The sequence below is a fragment of the Pedobacter hiemivivus genome, assembly GCF_005144565.1.
Lineage (GTDB): Bacteria > Bacteroidota > Bacteroidia > Sphingobacteriales > Sphingobacteriaceae > Pedobacter > Pedobacter hiemivivus.
In genome coordinates, this window is the sequence record NZ_SWDX01000004.1 from 651,754 (window position 1) to 670,893 (window position 19,140).

Consider the following 19,140-nt stretch of genomic DNA (forward strand, 5'->3'; position numbering starts at 1 on the left):
TGGTTAGGAGTTTTGAAATTGGTAATTGAAATTTGTGATGCCATTTTTTAAGCTGAAAGCATTTTTATAGCCTTTAGCCCGTAGCCATTTTGCTGCTTGCAGGCTTCTTGCCCCGGTCTGGCAATAGAGGTAAAAATGCTGTGTAAATGGAAATCTGGTTAAGTTGAGTAAGCTCAGTTCGGGTAAGGGGATGTGTTTGCCGCCTATATGCTGAATGGCTCTTTCTGCTGCCGTTCTTACGTCGATCAGTTCTATATCCATTGTCTGGGCTTTTTCCATAAATGCCTCCGCTGTTAGTTCAATAACTTTTTGTGCAGTTTTAAACCTCGACTGGCTTTTGTTTTTCGAAAGTTCATTCGTATAGTAGCTCGTTAACATTGTGCGGTTGCTTAAGGCTTCAAAAGAGAGGAGTTTTCCGCTCAACACATCATCTTGTTTTAGGATCGTTTTAATAACTTCATTGGCCATCATGGTTCCAATAATGTTAGTCGCAATCATGTAAGCACCATTGTCTGAACATGAGGGGATGTCAGCTTCCTGATCTGGTTCAGGAAAAAGACAGCGAAGTGTAGCTGAATTTTGGTAGTTGAATACCGTTAAATGTCCTTCGGTTTGGAATATAGCACCATAAACCAGAGACTTGTTTTTTATGACACAGGCATCGTTAATTAGATACCTGGTTGCAAAATTATCTGTAGCATCTACAATCACATCATATGGCTCAATCAGTTGTAAGATGTTCTCATCGTCTACAAAAAAGAGGTGTTCATGATAAAGCAGATAAGGATTTCTGGATCTAAGGGCTTGAATTGCAGTCGTGGTTTTAGATTTGCCGCTATCGGTATAATTGAAAAGCGTTTGCCTGGAAATATTGGAGGTATTGATAACATCTCCATCTGCAATGCCAATATTACCGATGCCTGATGCAGCTAAGGCTGTGAGACATGGGCAGCCCAGGCCTCCTGCACCTATTACAAGAACCTTTGACCTGTTCAGTGCTTGCTGACCGGTACTGGCTATAAAGTCTAACTTTAAATGACTCTTGTAATACTGCTTATTCATGTTCAGGCAATTTTTATCACTACAATTTATGCTTAGTTGTTCAGGCCTATGTATACTAGCCCATCCTCTACTTTTACTGGGTAAGTTTGTATTGCGCATTCATCTCCGCTCAGGCATTCACCTGTCGCCAGTGAAAAGGTTTTTTTATGAAAAGGGCAGGCGATCTTGGGATCTTCTCCGGCAGAGCCAATCATACCACGGCTAAGGGCCATTTGCTGACGGTGTGGGCAAAGGTTTTGCGTAGCGTACCACTCATTTCGACGTGTGAAATAAAACAGCGCAATTTGATCATCTCCGCACTTCACACATACGCCGCCATTCTCTACCGCGTCTTCTACGCGGCAGGCCGCAAACCAGTTTGTTGTTGTTTCTATCATGATTTCTGTCTTTGGGTTAAGCTAATGTCCAGTCTGCCGCTTTTTTCTGGCCGCGCATCTCATCAAATTTTACACTTGGGTCTTTCTCTTCCGGAGCGTTCACAAAGTGATTAAACCGTTTTCTGATCTCTGGATCTTCAATCGCAGTTTTCCATTCGCATTGGTAGCTGTCTACAAGGGCCTGCATTTCCAATTCCCATTGTTCGGCCATGCCCAGGCTGTCGTTTACCACTACATTCCGTAGGTATTCCATACCGCCTTCCATCTTATTCAACCATGGAGCTGTTCGCGTTAAAGGATCTGCAGTGCGAATATAGAACATCAAAAAGCGGTCGATATATTTAATGCAGGTATCGCTATCTACATCGGCAGCTAGTAATAGGGCATGTTGTGGTTTGCTGCCGCCATTACCACATACATATAGGTTCCATCCTTTTTCGGTGGCTATAATTCCAAAGTCCTTGCTTTGTGCTTCTGCACATTCACGGATACAGCCGCTAACCGCTGATTTTAATTTGTGAGGCGCACGTAGGCCTCGGTAACGTTCTTCTATTCGGATTGCATAACTTACGCTATCGTGTAACCCAAATCTACACCATGTGCTACCTACACAGCTTTTTACTGTCCGAAGGGCTTTGCCGTAAGCATGTCCACTTTCGAAACCTGCGTTGATTAATTCTTCCCATATTAAAGGAAGGTCGCTTAAGTGTGCGCCGAACATATCTATACGCTGTCCGCCTGTTATTTTCGTATAAAGGCCATATTTTTCTGCAACCTGACCTATAATAACCAGTTTTTCGGGGGTAATTTCTCCTCCTGGTATACGAGGTACAACAGAGTAGGTGCCTCCCTTCTGAATGTTTGCTAAAAAGCGATCGTTACTGTCTTGGGCAGTATCATTGCCTTTTTTTAGGATCATGTCATTCCATAAACTCGCTAAAAGCGATGATACCAATGGTTTGCACACTTCGCAGCCATCTCCTTTGCCCAGGTTGTCCAGTACTTGCTCGTAATTTTTTAGGTTGTGTATTTTTATCAGATCATAAAGTTCTTGTCTGCTTAAATGGAAATGTTCGCAAACTACGTTTCTAACATATTTGCCATTTTGTTTCATGGTATGCAACATCAAGTCCTTTACCATAGGTATGCAGCCTCCACAGCCTGTTCCTGCTTTTGTACATTTCTTAATGGCATCGATCGATTCACAGCCGTCTTCAGTAACGGCATTGCAGATTGAGCCCTTTGATATGCCTTCACAGCTGCAGATTAATGCATCGTCAGGAAGTCCTGTTAGCCCTGCATTTTCGGTTTGGGCGCTGCCACCTCTTGATCCCAGAATCAGGTCTTCAGGATTTGGTGGGATTGCTATTTTATTGTTTACAGTTTGCAGCAACATATTGTAGGCTTCTGCTTCGCCGATCAATATCCCACCAAGTAAATATTTTCCGTCGTTGCTGATGTTGATCCGTTTGTATATGCCTTTGTGACTATCTTCAAAAAGAATGGTTCTTGCATCTGGCTCTGTGGTGAAAGGATCCCCAAAGCTTGCTACGTCCACACCAATAAGTTTTAGTTTGGTGCTCATGTCAAAGCCTTTAAAGGTTTTTGTGTCATTACAAATTTTGGAGGCCGCTACTTCAGCCATCTCATAACCAGGGGCGATTAATCCATAGACATTATGATCAAAAAGTGCGCATTCACCTATGGCAAAAATGGATGAGTCATTGGTTTGCATGTATTCATTTACAATAATGCCGCCTCTTGTGCCTACTTCGATACCAGATAGTTTGGCTAGTTCATCTCTAGGTCTTATTCCTGCAGAGATTACTAGCATATCTGTTTTTAACTCGCTGCCATCATTAAATTTTAAAGAAGTGATGCGGTCTGTCCCTTCAATACTACTGGTCCCCTTGTTTGTGTAAATGTTTAGTCCCAGGGCCTTAAGTTTGCTTTGAAGCATTCCGCTTCCGGCAGAATCAATTTGTCTGGGCATTAAACGGGGCGCGAATTCTATGACGTTGGTTTCATTAAGGTTTAAGTCAATCAAAGCTTTCGCAGCTTCCAGGCCCAATAAACCTCCTCCTAGTACCGCTCCTGTTTTTGCATGAGTGGCGTAGTCTCTAATCAGGTCAAGGTCATCAATGGTGCGGTATACAAAAACCCCTTCTTTGTTTATGCCTGGAATATCAGGAACAAAGGGTGCAGAGCCGGTAGCGATAATCAGGTAGTCGTATGTTACTGTAAGGCCTTTTGAGGAGTGTATGGTTTTGTTATTTCTGTCTATTTCCTTAACCGGGTCATTTAAATAAAGCGTTATTCCTTGTTGCATATACCAGTCTTCTGTTGATAAAGATAAGTCGTCTGCGGTTTTTCCATTGAAGTATTCAGTTAGATGAACCCTATCGTATGCTCTCCTTGGCTCTTCTCCGAAAATAACGAGGTTGAAATCGCTTTTTTTGTTAATTATTTTCTCACAAAACTTATATCCAACCATTCCATTTCCAATTATGACTATTTTTTCTTGTTTCATGATGTTTATTTTTTATTGTTTTATGGATTTGTTAGTTTGTTTGTGTTTTATTGTCCTTTTTATTGGTTTTTTATTTACGTTTTATTTCTATTGTGTTTTTATTTGTTGTTTTTATTGTTTTTTAATCATGTTTTTGTTTAAAACATGATTAATGTTATTCAAATGTATGTTTTTAAAACATAAAAGTCAATATTTTGTGATATTTGTCATTAAATATTATATTTTTGACTGTATTGTTAGTTGGTTTATTGTTTTTATCTATTATTTATTGATTTATGACTGAGAAAATAGGTGATTTTGGATTATTTGTAGTTGGTGGAGGTCCTGGAGACCCAGAATTGATCACTATGAAGGGATATAAGGTGTTAAAAAGGGCCGAAGTGATACTTTATGATAATTTAATCAATGAAAAGCTGCTGGAAATTGCTCCGAAGGACTGTAAACTGGTATATGTAGGTAAGCAGCCTTATGGAAATTACACTCCTCAAGAAGTTATACATGATTTAATAAAGGAGTATGCTTTAACACATCAGGTAGTAGTCCGCTTGAAGGGTGGTGATCCTTTTATTTTTGGACGCGGTTTTGAGGAAGTGTTATTTGCTGAAAAGCATGGGATTCCAGCTTATTACATACCAGGTATCAGCAGTATGCAGGCCACAGGTTTAAGTGGAATTCCTTTGACGCACCGCGGAGTGAGTGAAAGTATGTGGATCATAACTGGAACTAAAAAAGATGGAAGCTTATCTAAAGATCTTCGTTGTGCTATAAATAGTTCTGCGACAGTCGTGATTTATATGGGGATGAAAAAGCTTGAAGAAATTGCAGGGATTTATAAGGACGCCGGATTGGGCGATATGCCAGCGTCAATTATACAACATGCTTCGTTACCGCATCAGAAAAAGGTGGTTTGCACAGCGCAGAATCTTCCTGAGGCTGCTGTTCTGGGTGGACTTACTTATCCGGCAATCATTGTGATTGGGAAGGTTGTGGAAGCGGGGAGCCTTTATCGATAGTTGATCCTGTTTCCTTCAGTGTCTCTCAAATAAGCAACTACTCCTGCAGGAAGTTCATTACTTTCTATTGGAAAACTCACCGAATCCGCTACATAGTTTTTTGTAGTATTTACCTTTTGGAAAATCTCAAACAAGGCTATCGGCTCCTGATTAAAACTAATGCAGGTACTGATAAAGTGTACTTCCTCAATTCTGTAATTTGGCTGTTTTAATTTCTCGCCGATATCTTTCAGTCGCGAAATAAAGTGTCGCTGACGAATAAATGTATTGCTGTTCATGATGATGAAGATATAATCGGCATAGGAGGTTACTTTTCCATAATATTTATGGTTGTCCCCTCCACTCCTTTCAATAAAATATTCGCCTGTCGACTCGGATTTATAAATTTCAACCGAAGAACGCCAGATCCTTTCCTCATTAATCCTTTCCGGATTATCAGGTAGATTCCGGTTATAGGAATACCATAAACCGACTAGCTCATCCAGCAATTTATGGTTAATCGCAGCTTTAGGGATATCAATCTTTAAATCATTAAAACTGAAAACTTCATTGTGAGAATTGATAAAATCGATGTAGCTATCATAGCCCAGCACCTGTACGATGCGACTCAGCTTGCCCAGGTTAGGCTTGCTTAATGCACTGAAATCTTTCTTGTTTTCATAAGCTTTTAGTTTGTTGATAATCAGATGCTCATATAGATAGTTTGCTCCAAACAGGTCGCTCTCTTTTTTAATGCGTTGTTTTCGATTGCGCTCCTGCAACAGCTCGTTCAATTCTTCTACGATATATGTCCATTCAGATTTCGAAACATCTTTCCAGCTCCTTTTCTTGAGAAAATTTCCGGCCAGAAAGTTCATCAACTTCTCCAGATGTCCTAAGTCTTCTTTATTCATAATACTAATATAAGATTAAATTAATACATAATAATACTGTTATAAGACGTCTATATTTTCTTATTTCCTGAAGTTTGATTTGAAAGAAAATCAGATCAAAATCAATACTTATAAATGTTGCAGACTTAAATAATCCTAATAACAAAAACTTAAAACCAACGATCATGGACTATTATCAAATCTTTCTGAACTATTGGTGGATCTCCGCCACCCTCTTCACCTTTTTGTTTTACAAATTTATCTTACGTGTTTTCCTGGGGATGGTCATTGTACCTGAAAACAAAGTAGGAATGGTTACGAAAAAATTCGTGCTTTTCGGCCGGGACAAAGAACTCCCTGATGGTCGTATTATCGCTACCAAGGGTGAGGCTGGCTTCCAGGCAAAAACCCTTGCTCCAGGTCTTTACTGGGGGATGTGGCCTTGGCAGTATTCCGTAGGCATGGAGGGATTTACCATTATTCCTGAAGGTAAAATAGGATTGATACTCGCCAACGACGGTGCTGAAATCCCAACAGGGGCCATCCTTGGGCGCAGGGTTGAATCTGATAACTTTCAGGATGCAGAGAAGTTTCTAAATAATAATGGACAAAAAGGTCGTCAGACTTCCTATATCACAGCAGGAACCTATCGCATTAACCTTTTCGCTTTCACGGTTACCATTGCGGACATGGTGAGCATCAGTGAAAACATGGTGGGCATCGTTACCACACTCGATGGCCTGCCTATAGAAGGTGGACAAATTGCAGGTAAGCCAATTACAGGACACAATAACTTTCAGGACATTGATGTTTTTTTAAAACATGACGGTAACCGCGGTTTACAACCCAGTATTATTTTAGCGGGAAGTTATAACATCAATCCATGGGCGATCCAAATTGAAGAAATACCGATGACTGATGTCCCTATTGGCTTCGTTGGTGTAGTCATCAGTTACATTGGAGAAGATGGCAAAGATATCAGTGGGGAAAGCTTTAAACATGGTAATATTGTCAGCAAAGGTCAGCGCGGCGTTTGGATGGAAGCCTACGGGCCAGGGAAATATCCCTTCAATAAATACATTATGAAGGTGGAGCTCGTGCCTACCACCAACCTTGTGCTCAATTGGGCTAATGCCAGGAACGAATCACACCAGTTAGACAAGAACCTGAGTACCATTACCGTTCGCTCTAGAGATGGTTTTCCGTTCAACTTAGATGTTTCTCAGATCATCCATATTCCTGCAACTGAAGCTCCAAAAGTCATTGCCCGTTTCGATAGCATGAGCAACCTGGTCAGTCAGGTTCTGGAACCCACCATTGGCAACTATTTCCGCAACTCTGCTCAGGACAGCGATGTGATCAGCTTCTTGATCAGCCGTAAAGAAAGGCAGCAATCTGCAAAAGAACATATTAAAGCCGTGTTGGACGACTATAACGTCAATGCCGTAGACACGCTGATTGGGGATATTCTTCCCCCGGAATCTTTAATGAAAACCCTAACCGATCGTAAGATTGCCGAAGAGGAACAAAAGACCTATCAGATACAACGAATGGCACAGGAACAACGTCAGGGGATGGAAAAAGAAACCGCTATAGCAGATATGCAGAAGGAAATCGTGAAAGCACAACAAAACGTAGAAATTGCTCAGCGTACGGCCGATGCTACAGTTAAAAAAGCAGAAGGTGATGCTAACAGCTTAAAACTTCAGGTTGATGCAGAAGCTACCGCAACAAAAATGCGTGCCGGAGCACAAGCAGAAGCTACTAGAGTTAATGCCAGTGCGGATGCCGAGAAGATTACTAAAACCGGTCTGGCCGAAGCGGAAAAGATCATGGCGATTGGTAAATCTACTGCCGATGCCTATGACTTGCAGGTAAAAGCTATGGGTAACGAAAATTTCACCAGATTCAAAATCACAGAGGAAATTGGAAAAGGCAGGATTAAAATTATTCCCGATCTGATCGTCACCGGTGGCAACGGAAGTGATGGAAGCCTTAGCGGTTTGATGGGTATGCAACTCATGCAGATGATGCAACAGGATAAAGAAAAATCAGCAAACAACAAGTAATAAAACAGGATCATGCTAAACGAACAACACCAAATCATGGATTCTGGCAGGCTGTATCAGCCGCTGGAAATGACAGCTGACCAAGCTCTACTGTTACTTCGGGAAGGTCATGTACGATTCCAAAATGGGTATAGTATCCACGCTAACCTATTGCAAAAAGTACAGGAAACAAAAGATGAACCCAAACCATTTGCAACCATCTTAAGCTGCATGGATTCCAGAGTTGCCGCAGAACTGATCTTCGACCAAACTATCGGTGATATTTTCAATATTCGTGTTGCAGGAAATGTGGTCTCCCAACACATTCTGGGTTCACTAGAATATACCATTCTAGCTGCCGGCGTGAAACTGATCATTGTGATGGGGCATACGGGTTGCGGCGCTATAAAAAGTGCCTGCAACAACGTGACGATAGAAAACCTCTCAGGCTTATTGAGAGAAGTGAAAATTAGTATCCCACAGGAGCTCACCGAAAATCATGATCGCAATGGTGAAAATGAATCTTTTGTCAATAAAGTAGCGGTGCTAAATGTATACCGCTCTATGCAACAGATATTAGAGCAGAGCAGTTCGATCAGACAACTGAGGGATCATGGGGAAATTAAAATAGTTCCTGCCATGTATGACATTTCTATAGGCGCTCTCCAGTTTTACCCCTAACCAGATTGTATAACTCAGAAGGGAGTAAGTGTTCTGGAGTTTTCACCGATCATTTTTCGTGGTTCACCGGTTTTTTTGCCCGGCTCCACCTTAAATCGATTGGCCTGCTCAGTTAAACTATCCATCTTTGGTGTATAATTTAACAAGCGATGGACACGGTTATCTTTAAAACATCAGTACAAAACAGAATCGACATGATTGCTGTAAAACCAGTTTTTAATCTTTTGTTTGGTAAACAGAACTGGTTATTTTCATTTGAAGACAAGTTGCTTAAAGTAATGTCTTCTGTACCTTGTGCGGATATGGTAAAGGCTATTTTATGGGAGAATGGTGTGGTAGGAGAAGAGCTGAGGTTGGCGTAGCTCCCAGACCTGTTCATTAAAAAAGCCGTTTTGTATCTAAAATACAAAACGGCTTTTTTGTGCATCGGCATCCTGAATTCGTTATGCCGGCGCAGGCCGGTATCAGGATCTCGAAATTACTTGATTTCTTTAATCGTTACGCTACTGGCATTCGCAGCTTTAAATGCATAAAGAACAAAATGTGCAGCAGCAAAAATTAAGGAGAAATAGTATAATCCGGTATCAGCACCATCAGTAATGTGGTGGTGAATAATAGCTACAATCACTAAAAGTACGGTTAATGCAATTCCAATGAAGGAAACCGTTTTAGTACTTTTCGCTAAGGTCTCTTGTTTATTATCCGATAGTAAGCTGTTTTTCATGCCATAGAACAAGTAAACATTTACACCAATAATCATCCAAACCAATAAACGTACCCAGGTGTCTAATGGTAAGAACACCATCATACCTAAACAAACCACAACACCTAAAATTGGAATTAATGGAACCAATGGTACTTTAAATGCTCTCGGTAGATCAGGCATTCTGTTTCTTAAAATCACCACACCAACACACACCAGGATAAAGGCCAATAAGGTGCCAATACTGGTCATTTCACCAACTACGGTAGCCGGTACAAAGGCTGCAAATAAACTTACAAATACCATGAACAATAAGTTGCTTTTTGCAGGAGTGTGGTATTTACGGTGTACTTTAGAGAAAACTGCAGGCAGTAAACCATCTTTACTCATCGAGAAGAATACCCTTGATTGACCCAATAGCATCACTAGAATTACAGAAGCATAACCGCCTAAAATAGCCAGAATGATTAGTTTATTTAACCATGGGAAAGCAGGTGTTACAACTCCGGCAGCATTTTTAAGACCCATATTGTCAATTGCAACCGCAACAGGAGCAATACCATCCTGACCTTTGAAAAGATCGTAGTTGGCAACACCAGTCATTACATGCGCAAAAAGAATATACAAAATGGTACAGATAAATAAAGAAACCAGGATACCAATTGGCATGTCTCTTTTAGGATTCTTAGCCTCTTGTGCAGCAGTAGATACCGCATCAAAACCGATATAGGCAAAGAATACAATACCAGCTGCCCTGATTACACCGCCCCATCCGTGTGTGAATACACTCTCATGGCCTGGTTTATCAGCAGGGATAAAATATGGTGAATAGTTATCTGTATTGATGTATTTCCATCCAAGGAAGATAAAGATGAAAACGATCACCACTTTAATGGCTACAATAAGACCGTTAATAAATGCAGACTCGCTTGTGCCTCTAATTAGTACGAAAGACATTAAGACAATGATGAATACCGCAGGTAAGTTCAGCATGCCATGCACAATTGTACCGTCTAATAGGGTAACGCTTTCAAAAGGTGACATGGTGACCTGTGGAGGGAGATGAAGGTCGTAATAGCCTAAAAATTTGACCAGATACCTACTCCAGCTAATAGAAACCGTTGCAGCTCCTAATGCGTATTCTAAAACAAGATCCCAACCGATAACCCAGGCTACAAATTCGCCCATTGTGGCATACGAATAAGTGTAGGCACTACCGGCAACAGGAATCATGGATGCAAATTCTGCATAACATAAACCCGCAAAGCCACAGCCTAAAGCTGCAATAACGAAAGAGATGGTGATGGCAGGACCGGCATTGTTGGCAGCTGCCGAACCAGTAATAGAGAATAATCCAGCTCCGATGATTGCTCCAATACCTAAAGCAACCAGATTTACTGGCCCAAGTGTTCTTTTTAGTGTTCCCTCACCGCTCTCTGATGCCTCCTTGGTGAGTAAGTCGATTGACTTTCTAAAATTCATAATTTGTGGTTTAGTTTTTAATAAGTTAGTTTTTTTGTGCTGTCTAATTTGAAAGTATTGTTATCTGATTTTGTAAAAAAATACAATTATCATAGTAGTGTCAAACCTAAAGAAAATATATCTAAAAATAAAAGGGATTCTTTTTAGAAATCCCTTTTATTTTTTAACAGTATTTAAACTATAGCTTCGTAATTACGCTGTCTTTAACATTTTGAATGGTTTCAGTAGCCGAAATGATTTTCGCTGGGTTATCCGCTTTAACGACTACCTCGATCTTCTTTGTGTACGTTTTTATCTTTGCCGTTTCTACTGAACTGCTCACTGCGATATAGGGAGCAATCACCAAGGAAACGATAGACATCAACTTGATCAGGATATTCATTGATGGTCCTGAAGTATCTTTAAATGGATCACCAACCGTATCTCCTGTAACAGAGGCTTTATGCGGTTCTGATTTTTTATAATGCATTTCACCATTGATCTCCACGCCTTTTTCAAATGATTTTTTGGCATTGTCCCATGCGCCACCTGCATTAGATTGGAAGATTCCCATCAATACACCGGAAACAGTAACACCTGCCAGTAAACCACCTAATATTTCGGCTGAGCTTACAGAAGGGAAAACACCTTTAAAGCCAAAGCCAACAATAATTGGTACCAGTAATGCAATTGCACCTGGCAACATCATTTCACGAAGAGAGGCTTTGGTAGATATAGCCACACATTTCTCATATTCAGGTTTTGCTTTGTATTCCATGATTCCAGGGATTTCGCGGAACTGGCGACGAACTTCCTGTACCATGTCCATTGCGGCTTTACCAACTGCTGCGATACATAACGCAGAGAAGATAAAAGGGATCATCGCACCTACAAATAAGCCAGCCAATACTGGTGCTTTGTAAATGTCGATAGCAGAAATACCCGCTACACCCACAAAGGCTGCAAATAGGGCTAGTGAGGTTAAGGCTGCAGAAGCAATCGCAAATCCCTTTCCTGTAGCAGCAGTTGTGTTACCAACCGCATCCAGGTTATCTGTACGTTCACGTACTTCTGGAGGTAGTTGACTCATTTCAGCAATACCGCCAGCATTGTCAGCAATTGGCCCGAAAGCATCAATCGCCAATTGCATAGCGGTAGTGGCCATCATCCCGGCAGCGGCAATAGCCACGCCATATAAACCTGCAAAAGCATAAGAAAAAATGATACCAGCTGCCAAAACCAGGATAGGGGCAACTGTAGATTTCATGCCAACTGATAAACCGCCAATGATATTGGTGGCATGACCTGTGCCTGATTGCTGTATAATTGAGTTAACAGGTCCTTTGCCCATGGCCGTGTAATACTCGGTGATGATACTCATTAAAGTTCCTACGACTAAACCTACTATAATGGCGCAATACACATCTAGACTAGTGAAATCAATACCACGCAAATGTAAATGCGTAGGCAGCATAGCCATCACGATAAAGTAAGAAGCGATAGCTGTAATCACGATTGATCCCCAGTTTCCTAAGTTTAATGCGGTTTGCACGTTTGAATCTTCGCCTTTAATACGAACAAACCAGGTGCCTATAATAGAGAAGATGATACCTAAGCCGCAAATCACCATTGGTAACAATACCGGTGAGAAGCCATTTAGGTTATCTACTGCAATTCCATTTATCTTTTCGACAACAATTTCCTGACCCAATACCATTGTGGCTAAAATGGTGGCAACATACGAACCGAACAAATCGGCACCCATACCAGCTACGTCACCCACGTTATCGCCTACGTTATCGGCAATGGTAGCTGGGTTACGCACATCATCCTCAGGAATACCTGCTTCAACTTTACCCACTAAATCTGCACCAACATCGGCAGCTTTGGTATAGATACCACCACCAACACGGGCGAATAAAGCGATGGATTCAGCACCCAGTGAGAAGCCTGTCAACACTTCTATTGCCGTTTTCATTTCTGTGCTGTTGGCTTCAACAACATTAAATATTTGAAGAAAAACGATGAACAAACCTCCTAAACCTAAAATTGCCAATCCGGCAACTCCAAGCCCCATTACCGTACCACCGGTAAAAGAAACTTTTAATGCTTGTTTTAAACTAGTTCTTGCTGCCTGAGTCGTACGGACATTTGCTTTGGTCGCCGCTTTCATACCGATGTATCCTGCGGTTGCAGAAAATACAGCGCCAATCACAAAGGCGACAGCAATGATCCAGCTCGAATGTAAAGCTACGCCGTTTACTTCATGTATGTTACCTGAGTAAGCCAGTAATGCAGCAGTAAATACCACAAAAATACTTAATACCCTCCATTCGGCTTTTAAAAAAGCCATTGCTCCATCGGCTATGTAGCCGGCAAGTTCTTGCATTTTCGCGTCGCCCGCATCCTGCTTGTTTACCCACGCACTCTTAATTGCCATTACCAGAAGGCTAATTAAACCCAATACAGGGATCATGTAAATTAAATTGTTTTGTAAAAACTCCATACTTTAATTCTTCTCGTTTAGGTTGTTTAAATGTTTAGTTTAGTTCATTTGGTTCTCCGTTTTGTGGCTCGCTGTGGTTCTTGGTATGCGTTTTTTCACAATTGGGCTTACAACAAAAATACTTGTGTAAACGTAATTAACAAATTTTTAATCAATTGATTGCAAACCTTTTTTGAAAAAAAAGAGTTTTGTGCTTTCTGTTGCATTTAAGCCAGATTTTTATTTTGCGAAAATCGATGTGAAGCAATAAGCTGGAGAACAGATATGATATGCTTATTCCAAAAGGCAATATGGGATAGGTCTGGAAGTTTCTTATTAGTTAACTTTCATCAGGCAGCATATACGCGGCTGTTACCCGGACATTACCCGGACGTTACTCGGACATTACTCGGACTGGTCCGAACAGTCTCCGGGTAATGTCCGGTTAATATCCGTTTCGTGTCGGTTAAATGACAGTCTTGTAAAAGTTGACTAATTGAATTCAACGAGAAATTCGTATGGTTGATATATAACAAGAAAAAAAAATGGTTTTACCAGATAATAATGTTTTTTAAATATCTTAGCTCTAAGAAGGGGTGATGCTGATCAAGAAAAGTAGCACCCTGATAAAACCAACCAGACCAAACAAATTAATATGGATAAAGAAAATCAGGATGGCTCTTTTAAACGAGAGCTTGGCCTTTTAGATGGTACAATGCTTGTTGCCGGATCGATGATCGGCTCGGGGATATTTATTGTTAGTGCCGATATTGCAAGGCAAGTAGGGTCTGCGGGATGGCTTACCTTGATTTGGGTGGTAACAGCTTTGATTACGATCATTGCTGCAGTAAGCTACGGTGAACTTAGTGCCATGTTTCCTAAAGCTGGTGGGCAGTATGTTTACCTGAAAGAAGCCTACAATAAACTGATTGCTTTTTTATACGGTTGGAGCCTTTTTGGTGTGATCCAGACGGGCACCATTGCCGCGGTAGGGGTGGCTTTCTCTAAGTTTGCTGCCTATTTATATGAACCTTTTAGTGAAAATAACATCCTTTGGCAAATTCAAACCGGAGTAAGTGATAAAGGGCTGCCGGAACTTTATACCATTAGCGCTGCCCAGCTGGTATCTATAGTTACCATTGTTTTTCTAACTTATGTGAACAGTCGCGGGGTTAAAGACAGCAAGATTCTGCAAACTGTTTTAACGATCGTAAAGATTTTATCGCTGTTCGGACTGATCATATTTGGTTTTACTTTGGCAGCGAAAGCTGAAGTTTGGAATGCGAATTGGACCAATGCCTGGGAAACTCGTTCTTTTAGTCTGGAAACGATGACTTGGACACCTATTAGTGGTAGCCTACTGCTTTCGGGTATTGCTGCGGCAATGGTTGGTTCCATCTTTTCAAGTGATGCCTGGGCCGGAGTTACTTTTATTGCTGGTGAGATTAAAAATCCCAAACGCAATGTTGGACTGAGTTTATTTTTAGGGACACTTATCGTGAGTGTCATTTACGTTTTGGCTAACCTAATGTATGTAGCTGTATTGCCTTTGGATGTGATTACGACAGCAAAATCAGATCGAGTAGCGGTTGTAGCGGCTCAATATATTTTCGGACAGGCAGGAACGATTATTATCGCTGTAATGATCATGATTTCTACGTTTGCCTGTAACAATGGTTTGATTATGTCAGGAGCAAGGGTTTATTATACCATGGCAAAAGATGGCTTGTTTTTTAAGAAAGCAGCAAAACTAAATGCTTTTGATGTACCGGGCTGGGCGCTATGGGTTCAGGGAGCTTGGGCATCGGTATTGTGTCTTACCGGACGTTATGGTGCCTTGTTAGATTTTGTAGTGATCATTGTCTTGATCTTTTATATCCTAACGATTTATGGCATTTTCATTCTAAGAAGAAAAATGCCAGATGCAGAGCGTCCATATAGGGCTTTTGGTTATCCAGTGCTGCCATTTTTGTATATCGTTTTGGCTTCGGCACTTTGTATTGCCTTGCTGATCTATAAAACGGACACTTGTGGTTGGGGTGTATTGATTATGTTGATTGGGATACCAGTTTACTATTTAACTAAGCAAAAAGAAACGACAGCGTAAGGTAAGGTTCGGGGATGGTCTTAGGCTGGTAGGAGTCTGAAAGGAGTTTGAAAGGACTCTGAAAGGAGTCTCGTAGGACTAAAACTCCTTTCCAACTCTCTATTCCTTTCAAACTCCTTGTTGTGTAAAGCGCTCCCGAAGGACTTTCGAAAGGTAGTAAAAGGCTATAGCGTCTTATTTAAAACAATTGCAAGTTAACATTCGACTGTTGTGCCGCTGAAGAAGAACTTGGTTTTGCACTAGCTTTTACTTTGTGTTTATTGATCCAAGTCGTATAATCTTCAGCTTTAATAGGCTCTTTTAACAAGCCTGAAGCATATTGCATCAGTGCAATCCTGCCTTCTATCACCTGTCTGTATTTTTGCATCAGGTGCTGCAGCTGCTGTTGGATCTTGTTTTTGGGTTTAATTCTGATATTTTTATTAAGCTGATTGATGAGCTGCAAGTTGAGTTCTTTAATGAAATAGGTTAATGCAGATTCAATTCTAGCCTGAAGCGCTTCTTGATCCTTAAAGCCGCTTTGTTTATGCAGTTGTTTTACCTGATTTTGGAAACGGTCTGACAGTGCCAATAGGTCGTTCACTGATTTGTTAAGCTGAGCAAGTAAAGATTTAAACTCCGGCAGGATTGATTTGACCACTTCAGGATTAGATGCCATGGTTTCCAATCCGGTATAGATGCGGCCGAAAGAAAAATGATCTAGCACCAATTGTAGGATAAAACTTTCCTGTGCAGCAATCAGGATATCGTCCAACTCAGTTTCCTGTGCTGGATTCATATAATTGATCACCTCTGTATTAGACCTTAAGCTTTCTGTGCTGATTTTTGATTTTAAGATTAGGCCATTCAGTGTCCTTACACGACTTAATGCAACATACACCTGACCGGCAACAAAGGATTTCCCAGCATCGATAATGGCACTATCAAAAGTTAGGCCCTGACTTTTATGAATGGTTACTGCCCAGGCCAGCTTAATCGGGTATTGCGAAAACTCGCCTACCTGTTGTTGAACTATGGCTTCTTCTGTATCTGTTTTGTATTCGAAAGATTGCCATGAAGTTTTTTCTAATAAAAAGTCGGGTTCATTTGGGAAGGAAATATAGATTTCACCTTCATTAACAGATTTTACCTTTCCAATCTTTCCGTTATAGAATTTACGGTTCTCGCCAGTATCGTTCTTGATGAACATGATCTGTGCACCTTCCTTCAATTTTAAACTTTGTTCTGCCTGTAAACCAAGATCTCTAAATTCTCCACTCACTTCACCTTCAAAGGTGTATTCTGTACCGGCAAGTTCTTCTAGTTTTTCTTTATTGATGGTGTTGGCTTCGGCATTGTGAGAGGTGATGATGATAGGACTTACCTCATCAGTGGTATGGGGTGTTGGATTGTATCTTTTGTTTAATAAGGTCAGCCCACTTTCGTTAATCTGATTGTTTCTGATGTCATTTAAAATATTAATGAATTCTGGTTCGGTCTGACGAAATACGGTGGTCAGTTCTATTTGTAAAACGGGATTTCTGCGGATAACCAATGCATCAAAAAAGTAAGGAGAAGGGTAGGCTCTGCTTAAAAATGTCCAATCTTCTCTTTTGGTAACTGGTGGCAGCTGGTATAAATCGCCAATAAGGAGTAATTGTACACCGCCAAAAGGGGCATTGTTTTTCCTTACAGTTCGCAATATAGCATCAATTACGTCCAATAAATCGCAACGGACCATAGATACCTCATCAATGATCAGGAGCTCTAGTTCGTTAAAAAGGCTTGTCTTTTCTCTGCTGTAACTTAAATCGGAAACCATCGATTGAATGGACAGTATACCCGATTGGAGGTTTTCAAGACTAATGTCACCCGGAAAAAATGAGCCTGGAGGCAATTGAAAAAAGGAATTGATGGTGGTGCCTTTGGCGTTCATAGCGGCAACGCCCGTTGGAGCGATAACGGCCATCTTTTTCGAAGAGCTTTCCTTGATCCGTTTTAGTAGGGTAGTTTTTCCTGTTCCCGCTTTTCCGGTAAGAAAAATACTCTGGTTGCTGTAGTCGATAAAAGATAGAACCTTGTCGAAAATTGAATTAGAAGAACCGCCATTACTCATTCTGCAAATTTAATTGAAATTTTTTGCTGTTGCGCTTATTGTTGATAATGTGTGATGGTTGATGGGGCTGGATTTGGTTCGTGTTGTTTGTTAGGTGTTTACGTGAAATAATCAATTAATGTAATGGCAAGTAAGTTAATAGGTATTACATTAACAGTAGTATTCGGATCATAAATGTTAATAAATTCCGGAATAATAGTTAGCTTTGCTAAAAATAGTAGTATTACTGATATTTAGCCGATGACTGTAACTGTACTTGCGATTATAGAACCAGATGTTAAGCCAGCACCACCACTGGCAAAAGTGATGAACGAAAGACTTGCGCGCTTTGCTAAGGAGCTGCAGGATGTACACCTTAAGGGATTGGAAACAGTTGAACCCTTATTTGACGATATTGTAATTTATATCGGGTATAACAGTAAATACAGCGTTCGCTGGAAGATTGTAAACGATGTGCCGGGCAGTGTAGAGTCCGAAGTAGCCGATCAATGTGCAAAACTGGGTTATATCAAATGGAAAACTGTAGCCTTTGGTGTGATTGACAAATCCTAATCGATTGATAAGAAACAATTAAGTATTATAAAAGACCTTTAAAAGGGTGAATAGATTTTTTTTAAAATCTGTTCACCCTTTTTTCGTTTCTGTTCGCCTAATAAAATGTTATACCGCCATCAGGCGAATTTTATCAGCTAAACCAACCGAACGAATGAATTTAAGAACCTTTTATTTAATGCTCCTTTTGGTGCCTTTTTTTAATGTAGCCTATGCCGGTTTTGTCATCAATGGAGAAATCACAGGAGCAAAATATGGCAAAGCCTGGATCACGAGGTCTGAAGATAATAAGGTGATTGCAGGCCCGGTGGAAATTGAAAATGGTCGGTTCACCATCAAAGGGGAAATGGAGTATGCCACCTCATGTTATTTGAATATCAACCGTACTGGCGTATTGGTGTTACTAGAGAACACAAAAATGACATTTAAGGGGGATATCAATGATTTAACCGTCAATTTGTTAAAAGGGAGTCCCTTGAATGACCTATATAGCAAATGGAGGCTTCTTCAGCCAACTGAACTCGCAAATTTTATTAAGGAGCACAATGACAATGAGCTTTCAGGATACCTGGTAGATCTTTATGCCAATTATCCCTATAGGAGAGTAGTAGAACATTATGCATTGTTAGGTGACCGGGCCAAAGAAATGCATTATGGGAGATTGCTGAAGAAAAAAATGGAGATGATGGCAAAAACACAACCTGGGAGAAAGGTTCCTGTGTTTGAAGTGCTAAATGTAAACGGTAGTAAGTCTGATTTGAGCCAGTATGCAGGTAAAACAATAGTAATCGATTTCTGGGCTTCCTGGTGCGCACCATGCCGGAGAGAAATTCCACATATAAGGGAACTGTACAATAAATTTAAAGATAAGAATGTTGTTTTTCTTGCCGTTTCCATGGATAGTGAGGATAAAAAATGGAAAAAAGCATTGGAACAGGAAAAAATGGAATGGCCTCAGGTAAGAGACGAAAAAGGCTTTGACAAGGATGGTTTGAGAAGTGTCTTTGGATTTGATAGCATCCCGTTTTTGGTAGTTGTAAATGGTGAAGGAAAGGTTGCAGCCTCAATAGACTTTGAGCTGAAGAATACACTTGAAGTAGAAATAGAGAAAACACTTAAAGATAAATAGACGAAATATATAATAATAATTGTTT

The 19,140-nt window shown here is 40.6% G+C and carries 14 protein-coding genes; 7 read left to right on the plus strand and 7 right to left on the minus strand.

Annotated features, from left to right (window positions below; genetic code table 11):
- Positions 1-3: 3 nt before the first annotated feature.
- Genes FBD94_RS13015 through nirB form a run of 3 tightly spaced genes read right to left on the minus strand, consistent with a single transcriptional unit; the run spans position 4 to position 3,969 of the window.
- Positions 4-1,062 carry a HesA/MoeB/ThiF family protein gene (locus FBD94_RS13015; protein ID WP_169472295.1) on the minus strand — a complete coding sequence of 353 codons (1,059 nt, stop codon included), beginning with the start codon at positions 1,060-1,062 and terminating at the stop codon, positions 4-6.
- A gap of 32 nt (positions 1,063-1,094) precedes the next feature.
- Positions 1,095-1,439 (minus strand): nitrite reductase small subunit NirD, encoded by a 345-nt coding sequence (gene nirD / locus FBD94_RS13020; RefSeq protein WP_090785620.1) that lies wholly within the window; start codon positions 1,437-1,439, stop codon positions 1,095-1,097.
- A 16-nt stretch (positions 1,440-1,455) separates the two neighbouring features.
- Positions 1,456-3,969, minus strand: a complete 2,514-nt coding sequence (gene nirB, locus FBD94_RS13025) for a nitrite reductase large subunit NirB (protein ID WP_136880468.1) — start codon at positions 3,967-3,969, stop codon at positions 1,456-1,458.
- Between the two features lie 275 nt (positions 3,970-4,244).
- Here nirB and cobA point away from each other — a divergent pair, with 275 nt between their 5' ends.
- Positions 4,245-4,982, plus strand: coding sequence for a uroporphyrinogen-III C-methyltransferase (cobA, locus tag FBD94_RS13030; RefSeq protein WP_136880469.1), 738 nt, complete (start codon positions 4,245-4,247; stop codon positions 4,980-4,982).
- Here cobA and FBD94_RS13035 read toward each other — a convergent pair.
- Positions 4,973-5,875: a hypothetical protein gene (locus FBD94_RS13035; RefSeq protein WP_136880470.1), complete on the minus strand. Its 903-nt coding sequence runs from the start codon at positions 5,873-5,875 to the stop codon at positions 4,973-4,975. The genes cobA and FBD94_RS13035 overlap by 10 nt on opposite strands.
- Positions 5,876-6,039: 164 nt before the next feature.
- Here FBD94_RS13035 and FBD94_RS13040 point away from each other — a divergent pair, with 164 nt between their 5' ends.
- The 3 genes from FBD94_RS13040 (at position 6,040) to FBD94_RS13050 (ending at position 8,945) form a co-directional block, all read left to right on the plus strand.
- Positions 6,040-7,923, plus strand: a complete 1,884-nt coding sequence (locus FBD94_RS13040; RefSeq protein WP_136880471.1) for an SPFH domain-containing protein — start codon at positions 6,040-6,042, stop codon at positions 7,921-7,923.
- Positions 7,924-7,959: 36 nt separating this feature from the next.
- Positions 7,960-8,583, plus strand: coding sequence for a carbonic anhydrase (locus FBD94_RS13045; RefSeq protein WP_136880472.1), 624 nt, complete (start codon positions 7,960-7,962; stop codon positions 8,581-8,583).
- A gap of 149 nt (positions 8,584-8,732) precedes the next feature.
- Positions 8,733-8,945, plus strand: a complete 213-nt coding sequence (locus tag FBD94_RS13050; RefSeq protein WP_136880473.1) for a hypothetical protein — start codon at positions 8,733-8,735, stop codon at positions 8,943-8,945.
- Positions 8,946-9,061: 116 nt separating this feature from the next.
- On the opposite strand, the gene FBD94_RS13055 is transcribed toward FBD94_RS13050, so the two are convergent.
- Both FBD94_RS13055 and FBD94_RS13060 read right to left on the minus strand, forming a co-directional pair.
- Positions 9,062-10,768, minus strand: a complete 1,707-nt coding sequence (locus FBD94_RS13055) for an amino acid permease (RefSeq protein WP_136880474.1) — start codon at positions 10,766-10,768, stop codon at positions 9,062-9,064.
- 178 nt (positions 10,769-10,946) lie between these two features.
- A complete protein-coding gene (locus tag FBD94_RS13060; RefSeq protein WP_136880475.1) occupies positions 10,947-13,253 on the minus strand; it encodes a sodium-translocating pyrophosphatase in 2,307 nt (768 codons plus the stop codon).
- 634 nt (positions 13,254-13,887) lie between these two features.
- Between FBD94_RS13060 and FBD94_RS13065 the strand changes: the two genes are divergently transcribed.
- Positions 13,888-15,339, plus strand: coding sequence for an APC family permease (locus tag FBD94_RS13065; protein WP_136880476.1), 1,452 nt, complete (start codon positions 13,888-13,890; stop codon positions 15,337-15,339).
- A gap of 178 nt (positions 15,340-15,517) precedes the next feature.
- Here FBD94_RS13065 and FBD94_RS13070 read toward each other — a convergent pair whose 3' ends face one another.
- Positions 15,518-17,434, minus strand: a complete 1,917-nt coding sequence (locus FBD94_RS13070; protein WP_136880477.1) for an ATP-dependent DNA helicase — start codon at positions 17,432-17,434, stop codon at positions 15,518-15,520.
- Positions 17,435-17,674: 240 nt separating this feature from the next.
- Here FBD94_RS13070 and FBD94_RS13075 point away from each other — a divergent pair, with 240 nt between their 5' ends.
- Together FBD94_RS13075 and FBD94_RS13080 are read left to right on the plus strand one after the other, a co-directional pair.
- Complete coding sequence (locus tag FBD94_RS13075) at positions 17,675-17,986, plus strand: hypothetical protein (protein WP_136880478.1); 312 nt, start codon at positions 17,675-17,677, stop codon at positions 17,984-17,986.
- A gap of 154 nt (positions 17,987-18,140) precedes the next feature.
- Positions 18,141-19,115: a TlpA disulfide reductase family protein gene (locus FBD94_RS13080; RefSeq protein WP_136880479.1), complete on the plus strand. Its 975-nt coding sequence runs from the start codon at positions 18,141-18,143 to the stop codon at positions 19,113-19,115.
- Positions 19,116-19,140 lie beyond the last annotated feature (25 nt).